Annotated in this window: 15 protein-coding genes; 5 read left to right on the forward strand and 10 right to left on the reverse strand. The window is 68.9% G+C overall.

Annotation, left to right across the window (positions count from 1 at the left end; genetic code table 11):
- Nucleotides 1-82 precede the first annotated feature (82 nt).
- Both bluB and ACZ1DY_RS25555 read right to left on the reverse strand, forming a co-directional pair.
- Nucleotides 83-730 carry a 5,6-dimethylbenzimidazole synthase gene (gene bluB, locus ACZ1DY_RS25550; protein WP_257486085.1) on the reverse strand — a complete coding sequence of 216 codons (648 nt, stop codon included), beginning with the start codon at nt 728-730 and terminating at the stop codon, nt 83-85.
- Between the two features lie 21 nt (nt 731-751).
- Complete coding sequence (locus tag ACZ1DY_RS25555) at nt 752-1,585, reverse strand: alpha/beta fold hydrolase (RefSeq protein WP_465481105.1); 834 nt, start codon at nt 1,583-1,585, stop codon at nt 752-754.
- A 98-nt stretch (nt 1,586-1,683) separates the two neighbouring features.
- On the opposite strand from ACZ1DY_RS25555, the gene ACZ1DY_RS25560 reads away from it, so the two are divergent.
- Nucleotides 1,684-2,082 carry a winged helix-turn-helix transcriptional regulator gene (locus tag ACZ1DY_RS25560; protein WP_465481106.1) on the forward strand — a complete coding sequence of 133 codons (399 nt, stop codon included), beginning with the start codon at nt 1,684-1,686 and terminating at the stop codon, nt 2,080-2,082.
- Here the strand turns inward: ACZ1DY_RS25560 and ACZ1DY_RS25565 are convergent.
- Complete coding sequence (locus ACZ1DY_RS25565) at nt 2,064-2,486, reverse strand: hypothetical protein (protein WP_465481107.1); 423 nt, start codon at nt 2,484-2,486, stop codon at nt 2,064-2,066. The two genes, ACZ1DY_RS25560 and ACZ1DY_RS25565, sit on opposite strands and share 19 nt — an antisense overlap.
- Nucleotides 2,483-3,700 (reverse strand): hypothetical protein, encoded by a 1,218-nt coding sequence (locus ACZ1DY_RS25570; protein ID WP_465481108.1) that lies wholly within the window; start codon nt 3,698-3,700, stop codon nt 2,483-2,485. The genes ACZ1DY_RS25565 and ACZ1DY_RS25570 overlap by 4 nt, the downstream gene beginning before the upstream one ends.
- Before the next feature lie 182 nt (nt 3,701-3,882).
- Between ACZ1DY_RS25570 and ACZ1DY_RS25575 the strand changes: the two genes are divergently transcribed.
- Nucleotides 3,883-4,518, forward strand: coding sequence for a DUF1345 domain-containing protein (locus ACZ1DY_RS25575; RefSeq protein ID WP_465481109.1), 636 nt, complete (start codon nt 3,883-3,885; stop codon nt 4,516-4,518).
- Nucleotides 4,519-4,522: 4 nt separating this feature from the next.
- Here ACZ1DY_RS25575 and ACZ1DY_RS25580 read toward each other — a convergent pair whose 3' ends face one another.
- Entirely contained in the window at nt 4,523-6,109 is a 1,587-nt protein-coding gene (locus tag ACZ1DY_RS25580) for a helix-turn-helix domain-containing protein (RefSeq protein WP_465481110.1), read from the reverse strand.
- A gap of 224 nt (nt 6,110-6,333) precedes the next feature.
- On the opposite strand from ACZ1DY_RS25580, the gene ACZ1DY_RS25585 reads away from it, so the two are divergent.
- Nucleotides 6,334-7,512 carry a phospholipase D-like domain-containing protein gene (locus ACZ1DY_RS25585; protein WP_465481111.1) on the forward strand — a complete coding sequence of 393 codons (1,179 nt, stop codon included), beginning with the start codon at nt 6,334-6,336 and terminating at the stop codon, nt 7,510-7,512.
- Between the two features lie 230 nt (nt 7,513-7,742).
- Here ACZ1DY_RS25585 and ACZ1DY_RS25590 read toward each other — a convergent pair whose 3' ends face one another.
- The 3 genes from ACZ1DY_RS25590 to ACZ1DY_RS25600 all read right to left on the reverse strand — a co-directional run bounded on the left by ACZ1DY_RS25590 (nt 7,743) and on the right by ACZ1DY_RS25600 (nt 15,180).
- On the reverse strand, nt 7,743-10,166 hold the full coding sequence (locus tag ACZ1DY_RS25590; RefSeq protein ID WP_465481112.1) for a glucan 1,4-alpha-glucosidase: 2,424 nt from the start codon (nt 10,164-10,166) through the stop codon (nt 7,743-7,745).
- Nucleotides 10,167-10,345: 179 nt separating this feature from the next.
- On the reverse strand, nt 10,346-13,663 hold the full coding sequence (locus ACZ1DY_RS25595; protein WP_465481113.1) for a fibronectin type III domain-containing protein: 3,318 nt from the start codon (nt 13,661-13,663) through the stop codon (nt 10,346-10,348).
- Nucleotides 13,664-14,274: 611 nt separating this feature from the next.
- Nucleotides 14,275-15,180, reverse strand: a complete 906-nt coding sequence (locus ACZ1DY_RS25600) for an aminoglycoside phosphotransferase family protein (RefSeq protein WP_465481114.1) — start codon at nt 15,178-15,180, stop codon at nt 14,275-14,277.
- Between the two features lie 104 nt (nt 15,181-15,284).
- Between ACZ1DY_RS25600 and ACZ1DY_RS25605 the strand changes: the two genes are divergently transcribed.
- On the forward strand, nt 15,285-16,256 hold the full coding sequence (locus ACZ1DY_RS25605) for a hypothetical protein (protein ID WP_465481115.1): 972 nt from the start codon (nt 15,285-15,287) through the stop codon (nt 16,254-16,256).
- A gap of 13 nt (nt 16,257-16,269) precedes the next feature.
- Here the strand turns inward: ACZ1DY_RS25605 and ACZ1DY_RS25610 are convergent, their stop codons facing one another.
- Nucleotides 16,270-19,719, reverse strand: a complete 3,450-nt coding sequence (locus ACZ1DY_RS25610) for an indolepyruvate ferredoxin oxidoreductase family protein (protein ID WP_465481116.1) — start codon at nt 19,717-19,719, stop codon at nt 16,270-16,272.
- 163 nt (nt 19,720-19,882) lie between these two features.
- Here ACZ1DY_RS25610 and ACZ1DY_RS25615 point away from each other — a divergent pair, with 163 nt between their 5' ends.
- On the forward strand, nt 19,883-20,347 hold the full coding sequence (locus ACZ1DY_RS25615; RefSeq protein WP_038512105.1) for an Lrp/AsnC family transcriptional regulator: 465 nt from the start codon (nt 19,883-19,885) through the stop codon (nt 20,345-20,347).
- Between the two features lie 323 nt (nt 20,348-20,670).
- Here the strand turns inward: ACZ1DY_RS25615 and ACZ1DY_RS25620 are convergent, their stop codons facing one another.
- On the reverse strand, nt 20,671-21,636 hold the full coding sequence (locus ACZ1DY_RS25620; RefSeq protein ID WP_257486073.1) for a helix-turn-helix transcriptional regulator: 966 nt from the start codon (nt 21,634-21,636) through the stop codon (nt 20,671-20,673).
- Between the last annotated feature and the right edge of the window lie 45 nt (nt 21,637-21,681).

Genomic DNA, 21,681 nt, shown 5'->3' on the forward strand with positions numbered 1-21,681 from the left:
CAACGTTGATGGTTGCGAAAGTGGCTTTCGCGACACCTCACCTTTGCCTTACCCGCGCCAATCGCTTAAGTCGGGCGCCTGCTCATCCACGCGGCTCGTACCGTTCGTGATGCAGCACGGCGTCGAGCGGAAGACGTTCCCGCCAGCCGTGCCGCTCCAGATCGGGGACGGTGGGCAGGTCCCGCACCGGACCGACGCACAACCACGCCACCGGACGGACGTTTCCGGGGAAACCGACCAATTCGCGCAGGAACTCCTCACGATAGAAGCTGACCCAGCCGACGCCGAGCCCTTCGGCGGTCGCCGCCAGCCAAAGGTTCTGAATGGCCAGGCACACCGAGTACAGGCCGGCGTCGGCGATAGCGTGCCTTCCCAGCACGTCGGGCGCACCGCGTGCCGGGTCGTAGCCGACCACGATCCCGGCGGAGGACTCGACGATCCCCTCGATCTTGATGTTCGCGAAGACACCGGCCCGTTCGGCGTCCAGCCGATCCTCGAAAACCTCCCGTTCGGCCAGCACGTGCTCGCGAAACCGCTTTCGAAGGTCCACATCGGACACCACGACGAAATCCCAGGGCTGCGACAGGCCCACACTCGGCGCGGCGTGGGCCGCGCTCAGCACCCGGCGCAGCACCTCTTCCGGAATCGGCTCCCCGGTGAACTCGGCCCTGGTGTCCCGTCGCCGGAAGATCGTGCCGTACAGCGAACCGTCCTCTGTCTCACGCGTCATGCGCTTGATCGTGCCTGGGACTCAAGGGACGGCGAGGAACGGGGTCAGCAGACGGAGCAGTTCCGCGGGCCGGTCCAGCGGGATGATGTGGCCGCAGTCCTCGATGAGGTGACCGGTGAGGTCGTCGGCGACGGGGCGCAATTGCCGTTCCAGCGCACGGCCGACCGGATGGGCACCGATCGTCATCGTGGGCATCGCCAGCCTGCCGTCCCCCACTGCTTCGCCGATCTGGCGCGCGGTGTCCGGCATGGCGCGATAGTAGGAGAAGGCGCAGCGCAGGGCGTCCTGCCCGGTGTAGGCGTCGACGAAGGCGTCGCGGATCTCGGGCGGCACGCCGCGCCCGAGCGTGCCCGCCGCGAGGAACCAGTCGATGTACTCCGCCTCGTGCCCGATCAGGACCTTTTCGGCGAGGCCGGGGACGGCGTGGAAGCCGAACCACCACGGCGGGCCGCCCGCCAGGAAGTCCTCGGCGCCGGGCAGCGAACCCGCCAGCGACTCCATCACGACGAGCCGCCGCACCAGATCCGGCCGCCGCAAGGCGAGCAGGAGGGCGACCGGTGTGCCGGCGTCGATGGCGACGACGTCCGCGGTGGATTCGCCGAGGGTGTCGAGGATGCCTTCGGCGTCGGCGACCAGCGTGCCCGCGTCGTAGCCGTCCGCGGCGCGGGTGCTGCCGCCGAGCCCGCGCAGATCCGGGGCGATGACCCGGTGGTTCCCGGCCAGCGGGCCGATGACCTCGCTCCAGAGCCGCCAGGTGTGCGGGAAGCCGTGGAGCAGCAGGACCGCGGGCCCGCTGCCCGCGACGGCCACGTCGACCTCGATGCCGTTGATGCCGATCCGTCGTACCTCGGGCACGTCGCCTCCACTGTGGTTACCATTGGTTACCAGAAAACCGTAGGTAACTTCCGGCATGCCGCCAAGACGGCACTTTCCCCACAGGTGGTGAGCTCCAGGTGACCTCCCGGCAGAAGCGTGGCGATCTGTTCGACCCCGAATGCCCCACTCGCCGTCTGCTGGATCGCATCGGCACGAAATGGACGTCGATGGCGGTCAAGGTCCTCGCGGAGGCGGCTCCGGACGAGGTCCGGTTCGCCGAGTTACGGCGCAGGATCCCCGGCGTATCCCAGAAAATGCTCTCGGTGACCTTGCACAGCCTGGTCCGCGACGGGCTCGTCGATCGCCGGGTGGAGCCCACCGTGCCGCCCCGCGTGCACTACCGGCTGACCGACCTCGGCCGGTCGCTCGACGTGCCGCTGGCGGCTCTCCGGAACTGGGCGGAAGAGCACATGGCCCGGATCGACGAGGCCAACGCGAAGGCGGACGACACCCCGGCTCAGAGCGGCTCCAGATAGGACCGCTCGGACCAGTCGTCGTCTTCGTCGTCCCGGGGACGGGGTTTCCGCACGGGTGGTTCCGGCGCCGGCGCGGACAGCTTTTCCAGCTCCGCGACGGCGTCGTCGACGTCCAAAGTGGCCAGTTCGCCGACCTGCCGTTCCAGGGACGACCAGGCTTCGCCGGTGAGCCGCTGACGTTCCTCGGCGGGCAACGCGTCGATGATCCGCCACCAGCCGCGCGCCTCCTGGACGAATTCGTCCAGTACCGGGCCGTGGGCCAGCAGTTCGTGCGGCCGCCGTCGCCCGGCGAGCACCTCCCCCGCGAAGTCCCCGGCGGCGCCGCCGGTCGCCGCCAGCAGCCGCATGGCCGTCTGCCGTGCCCGCTCACCCTGCTCGGAGCCGAAGAGCTCGTGTCCCGTCACAGCTTCACCCGCCTGCTCTTGGCCGGGCACTCGGCGTCCCGGTGTTCGTAGTCCTGCGGCCACTGCGGCGGTTCGCCCATCGCGATGGTGGCTTCCAGCAGTTCGTCGAGCGTCTTCTCCCCCGCGAAAGCGTGTGCCAGCCCGAGTGCGGCGCTGATCCAGGTCTGGATGATCCCGACGATCTCGTTGAACGACAGCACCAGGTGGATGATGTCGCGCAGCTCGGGATCCTGGAAGATGTTGACGAGCTTGCCGCGGCGTCCCAGCTCGGACAGTGCTTCGCTGATGATCTCCGCCACCCGGACCCCGCGCTCCAGCCCGAGTTTCTTGCCCTTGGTGAGGATCAGCAGCGCGATGTCGATCGCCGAGCTGTAACCGTGCCTGATCTCCTGCATCATGTGGTACGCGAGCTTCGCCAGCGCCTGGATCGCCCGGCACGCGCCGTGGAAGTACTGAGCCAGCTGCAGCACGCAGGCGCGGTAGTCGGCCAGCCAGTTCTTCGCGCGGTCGGCGGCCTCGCCCGCCCACACCCCCTGGATCCCGAACCGGCCCTGGTTGATGTTGGCCGCGATGTTCTCCAGCCCGATCGCGGCGTCGTGGTAGAGCACCGCCTGCTCCTGCAGCACGGTCCAGTCGCCGACGAGCAGGTCGGCGAGCATGGTGATGAAGTCCTTGTCGGACCCGGTGAGCATCTTGATCACCTCGGCGACGTCGCCCAGCGACCCGCCGAGATCGAGCAGCTTCTCGCGTTCCTGCTCGGCCTTCACCGGCCACCAGGACGGATCGGTGACGGCCGCCGGGTCGGGTCCGCCGTATCCGACCAGGACGGCGTCGCGGAACGCCGCGGCCCCCGCCGGGTCGCGCACTTCGTCCGCCGGGATCCGCGCGGCGTCCGGCTCCGGGTTGAGCCGGTCCAGCAACTCGGCCGCGCGTGCGTCCACCACGCCGTACCAGTGCGCGACGCACCGCAGTTCGTGCCCGCCGCCCGCGGCGAGATTGGCCGCGAACCCCGACTGGGTCAGCGCCGCGCGCTGCCACTCGTCCAGTTTCGGCCAGGCGGCGGCCAGGAAACCTTCACCGCGTTCGGTGTCGAACCCGGCCCCGACCAGCCGTTCGAACCAAAGCCGATAGGAGTCCGCGCCCGCGCTCGCCCGCAGGACCAGGTCTCCCAGCGCGCGCACCGCGGCCGGCTCGACCGAGAACCCCTGCCCCATTCGTCCCCCTCGTACTCCGGAAGTGTTCCTTCGACGCTCCCGAAGTCTGACAGGTTGCCACGAAATGTCACATCACTGGAACGGAGTACCGCGTGCGAAACTGGCCCGATCGTCGGTGAAAGGAGATCACGCTGTCTCGCCAAACGGCTCGGATCTGGCTGTCCGAGCGCCGCAGGAGCGGCTTGAGCGCCGCGTTCGCGCTGGTCGTCGCCGCGTTGACGATCGTGTTCCGCGAGGACGTGCTGTCGATCTCGTTGGTCGACGCGGGTGTTCTGGTCCTTCTCGCGTATCTCGTCGGCTACCTCGTCGTGACGGTGGCCGCGTTCGGCGTGGCGACCTCGGAGCAGATCCACGACTGGGCGAGCCGGGAAAGCCGCGGCACGTTCGCCCAGCGATATGTCTTCGGGACCGCGCCGGGGCCGGGAGTGTCGATCACCATCGCGGCGGCCGCGCTGGCGGTGGCGGTGGTGTGGATGCCGGGCCTCGGTGGTGAGAGCCTGCCGGCGGGCGCGCGCGTCGGCGTCGCGGTGGCGCTGGTCGTCGTCGCGTGGATCTGTGTCCTGGTCTCGTTCGCGATCGCCTACCACGCGGACGACGTGGTCGAGCAAGGCGAGGCCCTGCGGTTCCCCGGCGACGGATCCGCCGAGTGGTCCGACTACATCTACTTCGCGGTGTCCGTGATGACGACCTTCGGGACGACCGACGTGGACGTCGTCTCCCGGGAGATGCGCAGGACCGTGACCACGCACGCGGTCATCGCGTTCGTGTTCAACACGGTGACCGTGGCGGCGGTCGTGTCCACTTTGAACGGCGGCTGACGCCTCAGCCCAGTTTCAGCAGGATCGGGCTGCCGGTGACGGTGACATCCGCACCGGGTTCCACCGGCGTGCTCCTCCCGTCGAGGTCTTCGGCCGACGTGGCGCCCCGAGCCGCCGGGATCCGCTCGGACCGGTCGATGGTCCACCAGATCAGGAAGTCCTTGCCGCCCTGATCGAAGCGGCATTGCCACAGGTGATCGGGCAATCCGGCCGCGCGCCCTTGCCCGCAGGAATGGATCCGGCTGCCGGACAGCCAGGTGTGCAGGCGTTCCACGTGTCGCGCCGCCTTCGTGTGCGGACCGCCCGCGGGCTGCAGCACGATGGGGATCTTGGCGCTGCCCCAGTTGTAGAAGTACATGCGGCGGTATTGCGCGTAGAGACCGGACAGGAAGAACCGGACAGCGTGCTGCGCACCCCGATCCTCGTCGACGGGCCGCTGCCTGTTCACGTCGTAGGCCGAGCCGGTGCTCCACAACCTGATGCCGGCGCCGGCTTCCTGCAGCACCTTTTCGATCTCCTGCGCCAGCGGCAGCATCGTCTCCGGTGGGTCGGAATCGTTGCGGGGAGCCAGTTTCATCGCGGCGGCGTCGCAATGGTCGTAGCCGCCGAGCTTCGCGAACCGCCGGAACCCCTCGAACGCCGCGGGATCCCAGAGCTCGCCCATGGACGGGCAGACCACGGTGGCGGCTGAGTCGGCGGATTTGATCACCTGGCTCGCCCTGCGCGTCATCTCCACCAAACCGGCCATCGATCCGGAGAAGAAGTCCTGATGATTGGCCATGTCCCACAGTTCGTAGGCGTCGATCCGGCCTCGATACTGCTCGACGACGGCCCGCACGAACCGTTCCCAGTCGGCGAGGTCGTCGGGCGGACCGGTGCGGGAATCGTCGGTGTAGACGGACTTCGGGCTGTTCGGGCTCGCCCACGACGGGGTGCCGCCGAAGGTCAAGGCCACCGGGAAACCGGCACCACGGGCACCGGTCACCAGCCGTTCGAGTGTTTTCCAGTCGTACTGACCGCGGGCGGGCTCCAGGTTCTGCCACCGGGTGCGTGTGTTCCACAACCGGACGGAGCCGACGCGGAACGTCGGCATCAGCCCGGTGTTGGAGTTCGTCGTCACCCCGACGAACTCCGGATCGAGCGTGCGTGGCGCGTTCGTCCACATCGCCGCCTGGACCGCGGGGGCGGTGACCTGCGCCTGCCGGTCCGGCGGGGTCGCCACGGCACCTCCGGCGAGCAGGACCGCCGCGAGGACGACGACGAGCGCGATATGCGTCAGCGGCCGCCTGCGAGGGGGCTCCACCGCGTCGGTGTCAGGGATGACCAGCGGTTCGGGGACGGGGGTTTCGCCCAGGTCCGCGCGCTCCCACACCCGGTACAGTTTCGCGAGATCCTCGCGGCTCGCGCCGCACACCGTCGCGATCGCCTCGATCGGCGCGAAGGTGGCGGGAACGTTCCGTCCGGTGCAGTAGCGGTGCACGGTCGACCGGCTCGAATGCACCTTGCGCCCGAGCTGTTCGTAGCTCAGGCCGCTCCGCTCCTTGTACTCGGTGAGAAGTGCCGCCAGCGTGGCAGCCGCCTCACTCGCCATCCCGCTGCGCCCCCTCCGCGCCATGTCCCGGACGGCTATCAGTGTCCCATCGCAGGCCTTTCGCCGCGCGAATTCGCGAGATCACGTCTCCCGGCCCGGCGTCGCCGCAGGTCAGGGGCGAGATTTCGTCCCAGCGTCCCATTCCGCGCCGTTGCGCTTGCCACGCCGTCCCGCGCTGGAGAGCGTGGACCCGCCGACAGATCCGGCCATGGGGAGGAATCGGAATGAAATCGCACAGGAAGACCTTGCTTCGAGGAGCACTGGCAACCGCGCTACTGGTAGTGGCGACCAGCGTCCCGGCCGCCGCCGCGACGCCGCGGCTGACCACGCGCGCGGACTTCAACACACCGGGCGGCGGACAGATCGTCGAATACCTCGAAAAACTGATCCGTGGCGCACCCGAGAACTCGACCATCAAGACCGCGCAGTTCCTCTTGCGGGACAAGCCGATCACGGAGGCGCTCGCGGACGCCGCGGAGCGCGGGGTGCACGTCCAGGTCCTGGTCGACGGAGGGACGACGGACCATCCGAACTACCAGGACCTGAAGAAGCGGCTCGAGAAGACCGGCGACAAGAACTCGTGGGCGAAGAACTGCAAGGCCGACCGAGGGTGCAACGGCGGAAACGTCATGCACAACAAGTTCTTCCTGTTCGACCGGACGCTCGACGCGTCGACGGTGGTCGCGACCGGATCGGCGAACTTCAGCGAGAACACCACGGGTGGCAAGGGCGGCTGGAACAGCTACTACACCGACGTCGGGAACGCCGCCCTGTTCGCCAGGTACAACGACTACTTCGGCGACCTCCGCAGGGTCGCGGACGGGGGCACGGCGAACCCCGGCTACTACGAAGCCAACCCGCCCGTGATCACCGGGAACACCAAGAGTTACTTCTACCCGAGGCTGAAGGACGCGGGGAACGACACCGTCGAAAACACCCTGAAGGAGGTCGGGTGTTCGGCGGAGAAGTCCAAGATCCGCATCGGGGTGTGGTCACTCACCCGGATGAAGATCATCGAACGGCTGCGGGTCCTGGCCGCCCGGGGCTGCTCCGTGGACATCGTGGCCTTGCGGATGACCGCGGGTTCGTGCGAAGCGCTGATGAAGGGTCAGCCGGACCGTGTGCGGCTTCGTGGTTTCAAGAAGGGCAACGAGGCGGGCATCCACGAGAAGAACATGATGATCGAGGGCGACTACCTGAAGCCGGGTACCAAGGTCGTCTTCACCGGCAGCCAGAACTTCAACAACCCGTCCCTGCACGAGAACGACGAAAACGTCATCCGGGTCCTGGACGACGATGGAATCTACCGGAGCTTCGTGCGGAACTTCGAGCAGGTGGCCCAGGCCACCGACCAGGAGATCAAGTCGCCTGGGGACTGCTGGAAGATGGTGCCGGAGGACTGATCCGGCCTACGGGCATCAGCAATCACAACAGCTGCGCGTGAAGGCCCCCTTCCCTCGGCTGAGCCGAGGGAAGGGGGCCTTCACGCGACGGGCCGCGGTTTCCGGAAGGACTGGGGCTGGCACGGCACCGCCTGCGGGTCAACGGAGGTACATGAAGGCCCCCTTCCTTGCGCCTGGCGCAAGGAAGGGGGCCTTCATGTACTCAGGCGAGCAACCGACACCGGTAAGGGTCAGGGACGCCAGGAGTCGTTCAACGCCATCGTGCAGCCGCTCGAAGCGGTACCCGCCCGGTTGGCGCCCGATTCCCACGTGACGGCGCCGCCCTCCTTGCGGATGTACTTGTACTGGAAGGCGGCTCCCTTCGGCAGCGTGACGTTCGCCGTCCACAAGGGATAACCTGCCGACGACATCGGAACCGCGTTCGCCGGGTTCCACGCTCCGAGTTCGGGACGGTCGCCGACGACGAAGATGTTCTGGCCCCACGAAGTCGTGGCGTTCACCGTGAACTTCGCCGAAACCGCGGAGCACGCCGCGCTGTAGCGCTGCTTGACCACCGACGGCGTCTCGACCGGGGCACCCGCGTCGATCGAATGCGCCAGCCGGACGAACTGCGCCATCGACCAGGCCAGCGGCGTCGCCGAGCCGGTGCCTTCGCCGAAGGTGAAGCCACCGGCGCTTTGCCGGTCCCAGACCTGTTCCGGGATCAGGAAACCGGGATTCGCCGACGCGGCCATGGCCGCCAGATGCGTCGTCGCCGGGCGTCCGTTGGCGAGCTCGTACTCCCCGCGCTCACCGGTGAGCAGCGGCCACAGCCGTCCGACTCCGGCACCGGTGTACGGGCCGCCGGAAGCGGTTTCCCCGTAGCCGTCGTGGTTGTACCGGTACCACATCGGGCCGTTGGGGGTGTTCACCTTCAGCGTGGAGTCCACTTCGGACAGTGAAGCGGCGACGTCCGGGTCGGCAGGCGGTTTCACCCCGAGGCGGACGAGGTCCAGGAAGCCCGCGTCGATGATGGCGCGTTCGTCGTGGTTCCCGCCGCCGTTCTGCAGGAAGACGTTCTGGCCGTCGTTGGGGTTGCCGTTGCCGTCGATGCGGTGGAAGTACCGGCCGTCGCCGAGCGGACCGGACGTGGTGAACGTCCAGGCGCTGACCTGTGCCTGCCACCGGTCCGCGGTTTCGCGGTACCGGGCGGCCGCCGTCGTGTCGCCGTTGCGTTCGGCGATGTCGGCGGCGCAGATCAGCCCGGCGATCTCCGCGGCGATGGTGGACGGCGAGTAGCCGCCGTTCTCCTCCCAGCGTTCCTGCGGGGTCGAGGGGCCGTTCGCGACGAGGAAGTCCGCGGACTTCTTCACCTTCGCCCACATCCCCGCGTCGGACCGGCCCAGCTGCCACGCGAGCACGATGGGGAAGGCGACCTCGTCCATCTGCAGGCTGGTCCAGCAGTTGGTGCCGTCGAGCCGGGTGTTCTGCGGGAACGAACCGTCCGGTCGCTGCTGAACGGTGAACAGGTAGTCGACCGAACGGTTGGCCGCCGCCGAGTCGCCCGCCGCGATCTGCGCGGTCGAGACCTGGTAGAGGTCACGGGACCAGACCGCGTGATACCCGCAGTCCCCCGTGCCGTTCGCGTCCTTCGCCTCGCCCCAGGGATTGGTGAGCGAGGCGACGTTCGCACCCGAGTAGGTCTTGTCTTCGTGGGCCTTGAGGGTCATCAGCGCCACGTTGTACTGCGTGGTCAAGCCGGCGCCGGTGATCGACCGGGGCACCGCGGCCAGCGAGGAGAGATAGCCGCTCCAGCCGGACCGGTACGCGGTGTCCGCCGCCTCGAAACCACCGGCGAGCGAGGCCGACGCGTTCGCCGACGCGGCGCCGCGATCACCGCCGAACCCGATCGCGAGGGTGAAGGTGGTGTCGGTCCCCACGGGGATCTGCCCCAGCTGCACCAGGTTCCCGGGCGTCGACGCCGAGTCGTACTGCGTGCCGAGAACGTGGTCGCCGCTCAGGTCGACGTAGCCGTCGCTCGCGGTCCCGCTGTAGCCGCTGGTCGCCTTGACGAAACCGGTGGAGGCGGCCATGGCGCTGGACACCGGCCCGTCCGAAGCGACCAGCTGCCCGCCGGAAGTGGCTCCGGTGTCCCCCATCCCGCTGTTGTTCAGGGACGGGTTGTACAGCGCGTACAGCTGCAGGGGACCGCCGCTGAGCACCTCGAACCTGGTCTGGATCAGCACAGTGGACCGCGCCGGGTCGGCGGTGTGGGTCTTGGTGATCCGGTACCGCCCGTTGGTGGCGGTGTTGATCTGCCGGTAGCTCAGGGAACGCGGATCGGTAAGCACCAGCTGCTTGGTGGTGTGGTCGCGTTCCAGCTGCGTGAAGCCGGCACCGTCGGACACCACGTACTGCAGGTCCTGGACGTTGGCGACGTCGACTGTCGGGTAGTAGATCTCGTGGTTGATGCCCTGGCCGAGGGTGAACCAGACCTTCGACGCCGCGTTCGTGGCGGTGCCGAAACCCTCCTTACCCCCGGTCGTCCAGGCCGCGCCGGTACCCGGCGCACCGGGCGCGTCCGCCAGCGGTGCGGCGCTCACCGGCGTGGACGCCAGGAGCGCGCCAGCGGTCAACAGCGCGACTGTCGCGCGACGCCGCTTCGGAGATTTCATGTCGATCCTTCCCACAGGCTTCATCGACGGCAGGATTTGTTGTTAGCGGCAACTTATTCGCTGGCCGTCTCCACCGGCAGGGCCGATCGGAGTAACCCGGACCACCGGCGCCGGTGGTCCGGTCATGGATCCGGCCCCGTCGCGGGACGCGACGGGGCCGGATCAGGGATTCCGTGGGATCAGCCGACCGGACGCGGCTTCAGGTTCACCTCCACCGTGTTGCCGGGGCCGGAGGCGACACCGCTGACGATGTCGTTGAGGAACCCGCAACCCTGCAGCGGCGGCAGGGTGTAGGAGCCGGTGAGCTTGCCACCGGCCAGCGGGTCGAAGCCCGCCTTCGACTGCAGCGGGATCTGGGCCGGTGTCTTCGTCTGGCAGGTCGGGCTCGCCGAGACCGGGAAGCCGAAGACGCTGACCCGCGGCAGCTTGACCGTCACCGCCGACGTCGACTTGAGCACCCCGTTGGCCAGGGTTCCCGTGGTCTTGCCCGCCGAAGCGAACTCGATCTTCGCCTTGACCGGGACGAAACCCCAGAGCGTGAGGTTCGCGCTCGTCGGGTTCAGCGTCAGGTCGGCGTCGAAGGTCCCGTTCGCCAGGCTGATCGCGGCGTTGATGCCACCGCGCAGGTCGATCGGGCCCGCGAGCTTCTTCAGCTGCGTCTTTCCGGTCAGGTCGTAGCTGTACTTGACGACCGGGGAGGTGTTCGGCTGCGTCTTCGCCGTGACCGGCGCGCTTGCCGCCGACTTGTTCCCCGCGGCGTCCTTGGCGACCACGGTGAAGGTGTACTCCGTGCCGGCCGTGAGACCGTCCACAATGGCCGAAGTCCCTGTCACCGACTTCACCAGCGTGGAGCCGTTGTAGACGTCGTACCCGGAGACGCCGACGTTGTCCGTCGCGGCATCCCACTCGAGGCTCACGCTCGTCTGCGTGGTCCCCGTGGAGCGCGGGTTGCCCGGCACGCTGGGAGCCACCACGTCCGGCGAGGCCTGCGTCCGGACGGTGATGGCGGCGCTCGGAGTCGAGAGGTTGCCCGCCGCGTCCTTCGCGACCACCGTGAACGAATACTCGGTGTCCGGCGCGAGACCGTCCACAATGGCCGAAGTCCCCGTCACCGACTTCACCAGCGTGGAGCCGTTGTAGACGTCATAGCCGGTGACACCGACGTTGTCCGTCGCCGCGTTCCATTCGAGGCTCACGCTCGTCTGCGTGGTCCCGGTCGAGCGCGGGTTGCCCGGTGCGACGGGCGCCTGGGTGTCGGGCGCGGTCTGCGTCCGTGCCGTCGCGGCGGCGCTGGGCGCCGAAGCGTTGCCCGCGGCGTCCTTCGCGACCACGGTGAACGAGTACTCGGTGTCCGGCGCGAGACCGTCCACAATGGCCGAAGTCCCCGTCACGGTCTTCACCAGCGTGGAGCCGTTGTAGACGTCGTAACCGGTGACACCCACGTTGTCGCTCGACGCGTTCCAGGACAGCGCGATGCTGGACTGGGTGACGTCGGTCGTGGCCAGACCGGCCGGAACGCTGGGCGCTTCGGTGTCGGGGACCGTGGCGGTCCGGGCGGTCACCGCCGCGCTGGGCTCCGACCTGTTGCCCGCCGCGTCCTTGGCGACGACGGTGAAGGTGTACTCGGTGTCGGCGGCGAGGCCGTCGACGGTGGAGTTGGTTTCCGTCACCGACTTCACCAGGGTGGTTCCGTTGTAGACGTCGTAGCCGGTGACACCGACGTTGTCACTCGACGCGTCCCACGCCAGGCCGACGCTGGTGGCCGAGGTACCGGTCGAGTGCAGGTTGCCCGGCACACCGGGAGCCTGCGTGTCGGGCGCGGCCTGCGTCCGGGCCGTGACCGCGGCGCTGGCCGCCGAAGCGTTGCCCGCCGCGTCCTTCGCGACCACCGTGAAGGTGTACTCGGTGTCGGCCGTCAGACCGTCGATCGTGGCCTGCGGTTCCGTGACGGACTTGACGACCTCGGTGCCCCGCAAGACGTCGTAGCCGGTGACACCGACGTTGTCGCTCGACGCGTCCCAGGCCAGCGTCACGCTGGTCTGGGTGGTTCCGGTCGAGTGCACGTTCGCGGGAGTCGTCGGCGCCTGCGTGTCCGGGGCCTTCGCGGTCCGGGCGGTGGCGGGCGCGGTGGCGGGCGAGACGTTGCCCGCCGCGTCCTTCGCCTTGACCGTGAACGAGTACTCCGTGTCGGGGGCCAGACCGTCGACCGTTGCCGACGTTCCGGTCACCGTCTTCACCAGCGTGGCGCCGTTGTAGACGTCGTAGCCGGTCACGCCGACCTCGTCGGTGGCGGCGCCCCACGACAACGCGACGCTGTTCTGGGTGACCTCGCCGACGGTCACCGCACCGGGAGCCGAGGGCGGGGTCGTGTCCGCGGCCGCGGTGACGGTGAAGGTGTGCAGCACGTTGGCCTGGCCGTTCGCGGGCGTGCAGTCCGCGACGAACGTGCCGAGGCCGGTCTCCGCGCCGGAAGCCGTCAACGGCGTCATCGTGAGCACCAGATCGTGCACCGAAAGCGTCGCCGTCCCGGGCTTGTCGAAGCGCAACGACGGCGCCGCGCCGCTCGCGTTGACGATCAGGTCGTTGCCCGTCGGCGGGATCGGCTGCAGCGGGACGGGTGTCGGCACGCCGACCGCGAGATGTCCCTGCGGGCTGGAGACCAGCGAGGTGGCCAGCGCCGATCCCTTGATCTGCTCGGCGCCGACGAGCCGGAGCCCTTCGGTCGCGGTCTTGCCCGCGTTGGAGACGGCCGTGATGTCGATCTTGGGCGTGAACTGGCCGACCGGGATCGTGTCGGGCAGCGTGGCGTTGATGTCGACCGTGACGTCCTGGTTCCCGATCAACGGGAACGGACAGCTGTAGACCTGCCGCAGCGGCGGGTGGTTCCCAGTGCCGACGACGGCTTCCGGGGTGACCGGAGAGCCGGTCACCGTGTAGGTCTGCAGGACGGTCTCGGCCCCCGCCGCCAGCGTGCAGTCCGAAGTAAAGGTGCCGAGACCGGTCGGCGTGCCATCGGCCTTCAGCGGGGTCATCACCAGCTGGAGCCCGGTCACCGCGAGCGACGCGGTACCCGGCTGGTCGAACCTCAGCGCGGGCGCGCTGCCCGTGGCGTTGACGACGAGGTCGTTGCCCGCGGGCGGGATGGGCTGGTTCGGCACGTCGGAGTCGACCTTCACCGTCATCGTGCCCTGGCTGCCGGGCATCGTGACGGTCGAAGTCGCCTTCGCGGTGCCCTTGATGGACTCGGCACCGACGAGCCGAAGACCTTCCGTCGCCGTCTTGCCCGCGTTGGACACGGCGGTGATCTCGATGGCGGGAGTCAGTTTCCCGGTCTCGATCGTCGAAGGCTGCGTGGTCTTGATGGTGACCGAGACGTTCTGATTTCCGATCAACGGGAACGGACACGAGTAATTCTGCGTGAGCTCACCCGGAGCCGCGGCACTGGTGCCCGAGCCTATCGCGAGACCCAGTGCCACCAAGGCCGCCGTGCTCACCACGGCGATGCCCCCAGTGGCCAGTCTTCGACTACGTCTTCTGTGTTTCACAGGTACCTCTCCAACACATAGACCACGCCCGCCGAAACCACTGGACAAATGATTAATGCCCGCTTTCGCGGGCTCTTCCCGGCGGGCGCGTGTGCACATTTACGGGTATGCCACAGGGAATTAACACACCCGCAAGGCTCGCCAGGCAAGGAAAATCACAGAGCCCGCGCGACCATTCTCCGTCTTTGTCATACGCGGTCGATTCGCCGTTCGCGAATCTGTCAGCCGCACCCCCAAAACGCTCGACCACACCTCGGCGATGGTGGTTACTGGCCAACAAGGCCGCGATCGGGTCGGCCGACTCGGCGCGCCAGGGCGGGACCCAGCCGAGGCGTTTGCAGACCGTGCCGACGTCGGGATCGGTCAGGCTCAGGCGGTCGGAGAGGTTCGCCGACCGCGGTACCCGGATCGCCGACGTCCTTGCGGACCTCGATCAGGAAGTCCGCGTGGAGCCTGGACTGGATATCGGCCGGGAGCGCCTGCATGAGCCGGGAGTAGGCCCGGACGGTGCCGTACACGTTCACCCAGGCCCGAGCCAACCACGAATCGGCCACGGGCAACGGTCAATCGCCCAGGATCCCGGCCAGCACGCGACGCGCGTTCACCGCTTCCCCGTCGGCGCGGCCCCGCGTCCTGGCACAGGTGACCAAGGTCTTCCACAGCGCCCAGCCACGCCCACGTTCCCATTCCGGGCCGTCGATCGAAAGCCGCTCTCGGAACGCCCGCCTGCCGTCGGCCGTCAGCAAGGTCCAGGCGATGGCCAGGTCGCAGGACGGATCGCCGACTCCGCAGGTACCGAAGTCGATCACGGCCGCCAGCCGCCCGCCACCGAGCAGAAGATTCCCCGGCGCGACGTCGCCGTGGAACCACCGATCGACGCCGTCCCGGGGAACGTCCAGCGCCGACTTCCAGAGAGCGCGGTACGGGCCGACGTCGATTTCGCCGTCGAGTTCCGTGAGCGCGCGCTCGGTCAAGGCGTCGAAGGTACGCAGGGTGCCGCCACGGAACCAATTGTGCTTACCCGGCTGAGGACCGTCCGCGGCATCGATGTTCCTCAACTCCACCAGGAATTCCGCCAGTTCGAGTGCGAAGCCCACCGGGTCGGAGATCCCGTCCGCGCTCGCGGGTTCGCCGTCGAGCCACCGATTGATCGACCAGGAGAACGGGTAGCCGTCGCCGGGATTCCCCTTCGCCAGCGGGATCGGGACGGGCAGCGGCAGCCGCGAAGCGAGCACCGGCAGCCACCGTTGCTCCTTGTCCACCGCCAAGGCGTATTCGGCGGCGCTCGGCAGCCGCGCCACCATTGCGTCGCCAACACGGAAAGTCCTGTTGTCCCAACCGGACTCGGCCACCGGCCGGACCGGAAGACCGGCCCAGTCCGGGAACTGCCCGGCGACCAGGCGGCGCACCTGTGCCACGTCGACGGTGATCCGCCGCGGCGGCGGGCCGAGATCCGGCGTACTGCCCAAGACGACTTCCTTCGGTCGATGTGGTGTCCCACACCGAGTCTGGTCGTGCCGTCCAGTGGATAATTCGGAGGACTCCCGGCCCCGAGTCGGGCAGAGTGGATCCCGTGCGAGAAATCCGGCGCGAGGTCACCGCCGTCGTGGGCGCGAAGGCGCTGGCCTGGATCGGGGAAACGCTTCACCACGTATCCCCGGATTCGACGTTGTTCGGCGAGTACAGCGAAGTCTTCGACGCCGTGGCGGTCTCTCCCCGCGGTGAGCTGGTCGCGCTGATGGCCGATACCGGTACGACGGGGCTGCTGCTGTCGGCTGACGGCCGTCCGATCCGCGAACTCACCCGCAGCGGCTACCAGGCCGAGGCCTACCGCTACCCGCTGGTGTTGTGCACCCTTCCCGACGGCCGGACGGGTTTGATCCACTGCCCCGACGAGTACAACCGGCTCGAGGTCGAGGTCGCAGAGACCGGCGAGCGACTCACCGACGGCCCGGCTCGTGAGCCGAGCGACTTCTTCCATTCGCGCCTGGCCGTCTCGCCGAGCGGCAGGTACCTGCTCAGTGCCGGCTGGGTCTGGCATCCCTGGTGCTCCGCGGCGGTCTACGACCTGGAGAAGGCGCTGACCGAACCCACCACGCTCGATTCGGTCGGCGACGTGTACACACAGATCGGTCTCGTGCAGGCTGAGGTCGCGGGTGCTTGTTTCGTCGGCGAAGACGTCGTGATCAGCACGTCCACCGAGGAGAACGACCCGGACGGACCCGACGACCTCGCCCCCAGCATGCTGGCCAGGTGGTCGGCCACCTCCCGGACGTTCGTCTGGCGCCGTCGGCTGGAGCTGCCCGCCGGCGACGTCGTTCCGTTCGCCGGCGATTTCCTGGCCTTGTACGACCACCCGCGTCTCTACGACGGAGCGACCGGAGACCTGCTCGGGGAATGGCCCGACCTCCCGACCGGGCACGCGGATGGCCCGATCGTGTGGAGCAAGGCCTTTTCAGGACCGGCGCGCGTGGCCGTCGACGAAATCCGGCGACGCTTCGCGGTGACCGACGGCGAACGGACCACGATCGTCCACCTCGGCTGACCGATTCCGGCCGTCAGGTGCTCGCGCCGAGCCGTTCCCCCTGCGTGAGTTCTGCGAGGAGCGCGGACTGTTCCCGCCGGTAAGCCTCGACGTTCGCCAGTTTGACGTCCTCGTAGCCGCGGACCAGATCGGGCAGTTCGGCCAGCGCCAGGAGCCTGCCCCGGTCCGCGCCCTCGGCGCCGAAAGCGGCGAGGATCGTTTCCCGGTACTGCCCGACGAGTTCCCGCTCCACCTTCCGGACATGCGCCTTGCCGAACGGGTCCCAGCGGGTGCCGCGCAGTTTCCGCGCCGCACGCAGTGCGACGAACACCGGGCGGAACTTCGGGCCCAGCGCGATCTTCCGCTTCATTCCCAGGGCGCGGAGCACGGGCGGGTGCAACCGGTAGGCATAGCGGCTGCCGACGCCGAACTCCGCTTCGATCCCGGCGAGCACGGCGGGATCGAGCGAAAGCCGCGCGACCTCGTACTCGTCCTTGTAGGCCATCAGTTTGTGCAGGTTTCGCGCCACCGCCTCGGTGACCGCGGTCGAATCCCCTTCCAGGACACGGACCCGCTCGACGAATTCGGCGTACTCCCGCGCATACCGCACGTTCTGGTACCGGACGAGCTCCGGCACGCGGATGTCCAGCAGCCGCGCGAGTTCCGACCCCGGCTCGGCGTGGACCAGCGCGCGGGCGCGCAGCGTGGCGGCCGACGGGGCGGGGGTCGCGGAGACGGTGGGCGGTGCGACCGCGGCGTGCAGCCCCTCGGGATCGGCGACGAGCTGCCTGCCGCGCCGGAAAGCCTGGAGATTGCCCGCGACCGCGACCCCGTTGAGTTCGATCGCGCGCTCCACGCTGGCCGCGTCCAGCGGGATGGCGCCGGTCTGGAGGGCGGCGCCGAGCTGGAGGATGTTGGCGAACTGGTCGTCGTCGAACAGGGTTTCCGCCAGCGCCCGTGCGTCGAGCGCCACGGTCCGCGCCGCGCTGCCGGAGATCGCGCCCCGCACCGCGGCCGCGTCGGGGAACGAAACGGTGGTGTCGACGACCATCCGGCCGGTCGGCACCTCGGTCGTGGAGACCACGGCCGTGGTCCGGCCGGGGTCCGTCACCGTCAGATGCGCGGGGTCCGCGCCGACGAGGACGTCGCAGGCCAGGTAGAGATCGCATTCCCCGGCCGCGAGTTTCGGGGCCTGCGGCGTCGGCTCGGCGGTGATCTTCAGGTCCGAGACGACGGCGCCGCCCTTCTGCGCGAGCCCGGTCTGGTCCAGTGTCCGGACCTGTTTCCCCTCGATCACGGCGGCCGTGGCGAGGATCTGCGCGACGGTGACCACGCCGGTCCCGCCGACGCCGGTGATCCGCACGGTGAAGTCGGTACCGGCGGTCTCGGGCTCCGGCAGTTCGGCCGCCGTGATGTCCGCGAGCCGCGCCCGGTGTTTGCGCCCGGTGGGCACCACCGTCATGAACGACGGGCAGTCCCCGGCCAGGCACGAGTAGTCCACGTTGCACGACGACTGGTGGATCGCGGTCTTGCGGCCGAACTCGGTGCTCACCGGCTGCACCGAGAGGCAGTTCGACTTCTCGCCGCAGTCGCCGCAGCCCTCGCACACCCGCTCGTTGATCACGACCTTGGCGGCGGGAGTGTCCAGTTTGCCGCGACGGCGTTTGCGGCGTTTCTCGGCGGCGCATTCCTGGTCGTGGATGAGCACGGTGACGCCGGGAACGCGGGCCAGTTCTTCTTGTGTGGTCAGCAATTCGTCGCGGTGCCGGACCTCGACGCCGTCGGGCAGGCGGACGCCGCGGAGCCGCTTCGGCTCGTCACTGGTGATGACCACCTTCGCGACGCCTTCGACAAGCAGCAGCGACGCCAGCCGGTCCACCGAAAGCCCGCCGACGGCGTCCTGACCGCCGGTCATCGCGACCGTCGCGTTGTAGAGGATCTTGTAGGTGATGTTCACCCCGGCGGCCACCGCCGCCCGGACGGCGAGGCTGCCGGAATGGGTGAACGTGCCGTCGCCGATGTTCTGCACGAAATGCGAGGCGTCGACGAACGGCTCCATCCCGAGCCACTGCGCGCCCTCGCCGCCCATCTGGGTCAGCCCGACCACGTCCCCGACCTGTTCCGGTTCCATGAACAACGCCATGGCGTGGCAGCCGATCCCGCCGCCCACCACGGTTCCCTCGGGCACCTTGGTCGACGAGTTGTGCGGGCAGCCGGAGCAGAAATACGGCGTCCTGGTCAGCAACGGCACCGAGATGCGCTCACGGCGCCGCCGTTGCCGCCACGCGGTCACCGACGGGATCTCGTGGTGGTCGCTCAAGCGGGTGGCCAGCACCCTGGCGATGGCGTCCGGGTCGAGTTCGCCGAGTTCGGTGCACAGGGTGCGGCCGTCCGGGCCGGTCTTGCCGTGCACGGCGGGCGCGCCGGCGGTGCCGTACAGCACCTCCTTGATCGCCGATTCGACGAAGGAACGCTTTTCCTCCACCACGACGATCTCGCTCAGTCCGTCGGCGAACCGGCGGACGATCGACGGTTCGAGCGGGTGGATCACGCCGAGTTTGAGGATCCGGATGCCGTGCCGGGACAACGCTTCGGCGTCCAGGCCGAGCAGCCGCAACGCCTGCATGAGGTCCAAATAGGACTTTCCGGCGGTGACGATGCCGACGCGGTCCGCGGGCCCTTCCTGGACGATCCGGTTGACCCCGCTCGCGCGCACGTACTCCACGGCCAGCGGCAGACGTTCGGTGTACAGGCTGCGTTCGAGCGCCATCAACGTGGTGCCGAGCAGCCGGGAGGTGGGCTTGTGCCGGTACGCGGGCAGGGCGAGTTCGGGCGCGGTCCATCGCGGGTGGACGTGGGCGGTGCTCGCGGCGTCGGCCACGTTCGCCACGAGTTTCATCGACGACCACAGCCCGCTCGCCCTGGACAGCTCGACCGCGTGCAGGCCGAAGTCCAGCACGTCCTGGGAATCGGACGGGAAGAACACCGGCATCGCGAGGTCGGCCAGTGCGAGCTCGGAGGCGCACGGCACCGAGGAGGACTTGGCGTTCGGGTCGTCGCCGACCAGCGCCACCGCACCGCCCGCCGGGTCGGTCCCCGCGAGGTTGGCGTGCCGCAGGGCGTCCGTCGCGCGGTCCAGGCCGGGTGCCTTGCCGTACCAGAATCCGGTGACTCCCCCGCGGGACGAGCCGACCGACGAGGTGAGCTGACTGCCCATGACCGCCGTCGCGGCGAGCTCCTCGTTCAGACCGGGACGGTGCACGACGTCGTGTTTCTCGAGCAGGACGGAACGGCGGCCGAGTTCGAGGTCGTATCCGGCGAGCGGGGATCCCTCGTAGCCGGAGACGAACACGGCGGGCGACGCCCCGGCGGCGCGGTCGTGCCGCACCCGGTCGAACAGCATCCGGACCAGGGCCTGGACGCCGCTGAGGTACACGGTGCCGTCCTCCCGCAGATACCGGTCCTCCAACGTGAACTGCTCCACCAGACCTGCCTCCTTAGGCACCCCCGCGCGACGTCACGACAGGAGACCCGACCCCCGCGGGCCGCCGCAACAGGCGGCAGTCTATTGGCCCCCGGGACGCAAAAAATCCGGCCCGTCTTCTCCACTGGCCGATATCCGTTGCGTCTGCGTACCATCCTGGCCCATGGCGGACCAGCTCATCGACGAGACCGATCGCGAGATCCTCGAACTCCTGCGGGAGGACGCCCGGCGCACGCTGGGCGACATCGGGGCCCGCGTCACGCTGTCGACCGCGGCCGTCAAACGCCGGATCGACCGTATGCAGGAGAACGGCGTCATCGTCGGCTACACCGTCCAGATCGACCACGCCAAACTCGGCTGGGGCATCGAGGCGTTCACCGAACTGCGGTTCACCGGGACCACCAAGGTCGGCGAGATCGTCCGCACCACCACGCGGATGCCGGAGGCCCAGGCGGTGTTCACCATCGCCGGCGACCCCGACGCACTCGTCTGGCTGCGGGTGCGGGACATGGGCCACCTGCAGCGCACCATCGACGAGATCCGGCGGCATCACCAGGTCACCGGCACGAAGACGTTGATGGTGCTGGACTCGTGGACGCGCGGCCAGCAGTGGCCTCACCCCTCGTGAGTGGTAAGGACGGTTCCAGCCAAGGTGTCTCAGGCACCTGATGGCTTCCGGAGGCGGTGTCGCGAAAGCCACTTTCGGGACACCAGACGTCTCGAAAGTGGCTTTCGCGACATGATCGCGCGGGTGAGCCCGGCACGGCCCGAGAGTGCGGCGATGCCACGTGACTGATCGGACGACACGCGTGATCCGGTGGACGACACGCGTGACTGATCGGACGACACGACCGCGGCCGGGATCACGCCACGAGTCGTCCGCAGGATCACGCGTGTCGTCCATCCAAACACGCGAAAGCGCCATCCGTGCACCTGCAAGAGGTCGTGGCCCTAACCCGTGGGGCGGGTGGCGCCCCGCAGCAGCCGCTCCCCCGTCCGCGCGAGGTACTCGCCGAATTCCGCCGGTTCCTCCACCGTGAACCCGATGTCGGTGAGCAAGAGAACGACGGCCAGCCACTCGAACGAGTCGACATGGGCGACGTACCGGCACCTGTCGTCGCCCAGGGCTTCGAAACTCCCGTCGATCCGATGCAGCCGGGCCGCGGCCTCGTCCGCGCCGACGTCCAGGGTCAGCGTGATCCGGAGCGATTTCGGGCTGTGAAAGCGTTCCTGGAGATGAGCCGCGACGTCGTCGACCGGGAGTTCCCGCGGCTCGAACGCCACGTCCGTTGTCTTCGGCCCGGCGATCCGGTCGAGACGGAAACTCCGCCAGTCCCGCCTGCCGAGGTCCCACGCGTACAGGTACCACCGCCTGCCGAGCTGGACCAGGCGCATCGGCTCGACCGTCCGTGACGACGGGCCGTCCTTCGCCGTGTACGCGAACTCGAGGCACCGGCGAGCCGCGATCGCCGCGGCGAGGACGTTCAGGACGTCTTGGGTGACCCGCGGCTGTTCGCCGCTCCCGAACTCGACCGCGGCGAGCATTTCGTCGGTTCGCCTGCGCAGTGCCGCCGGCAGGACGCGCCGGAGCTTCGCAGCGGCGCGGTCGGCCGATTCGGCGGTCAGGTCGACGCCGGTGCCGCCCGCCGCGGCGAGCCGCAGCCCGAGCACGGTGGCGATCGCCTCGTCGTGTTCCAGCATGAGCGGCGGCAGCGCGGTTCCCGCGACGAGCCGGTAGTTGCCGCCCGGGCCGCGGCTGCTCTCCACGGGATATCCCAGCCCGCGAAGGTGGTCGATGTCCCGGCGAAGCGTGCGCGGCGGGACTTCCATGGCCGTCGCGAGTTCGGCCGCGGGCCACGCCCGGCCGGACTGCAGGAGCGACAACAGCCGCAGCATCCGTTCCCGTGGTGCCGTCACGACGCCTCCCGTAATTGTGGCCGAAAACCGGCCACATCTCATCGT

Source organism: Amycolatopsis sp. PSD-21, assembly GCF_055561455.1.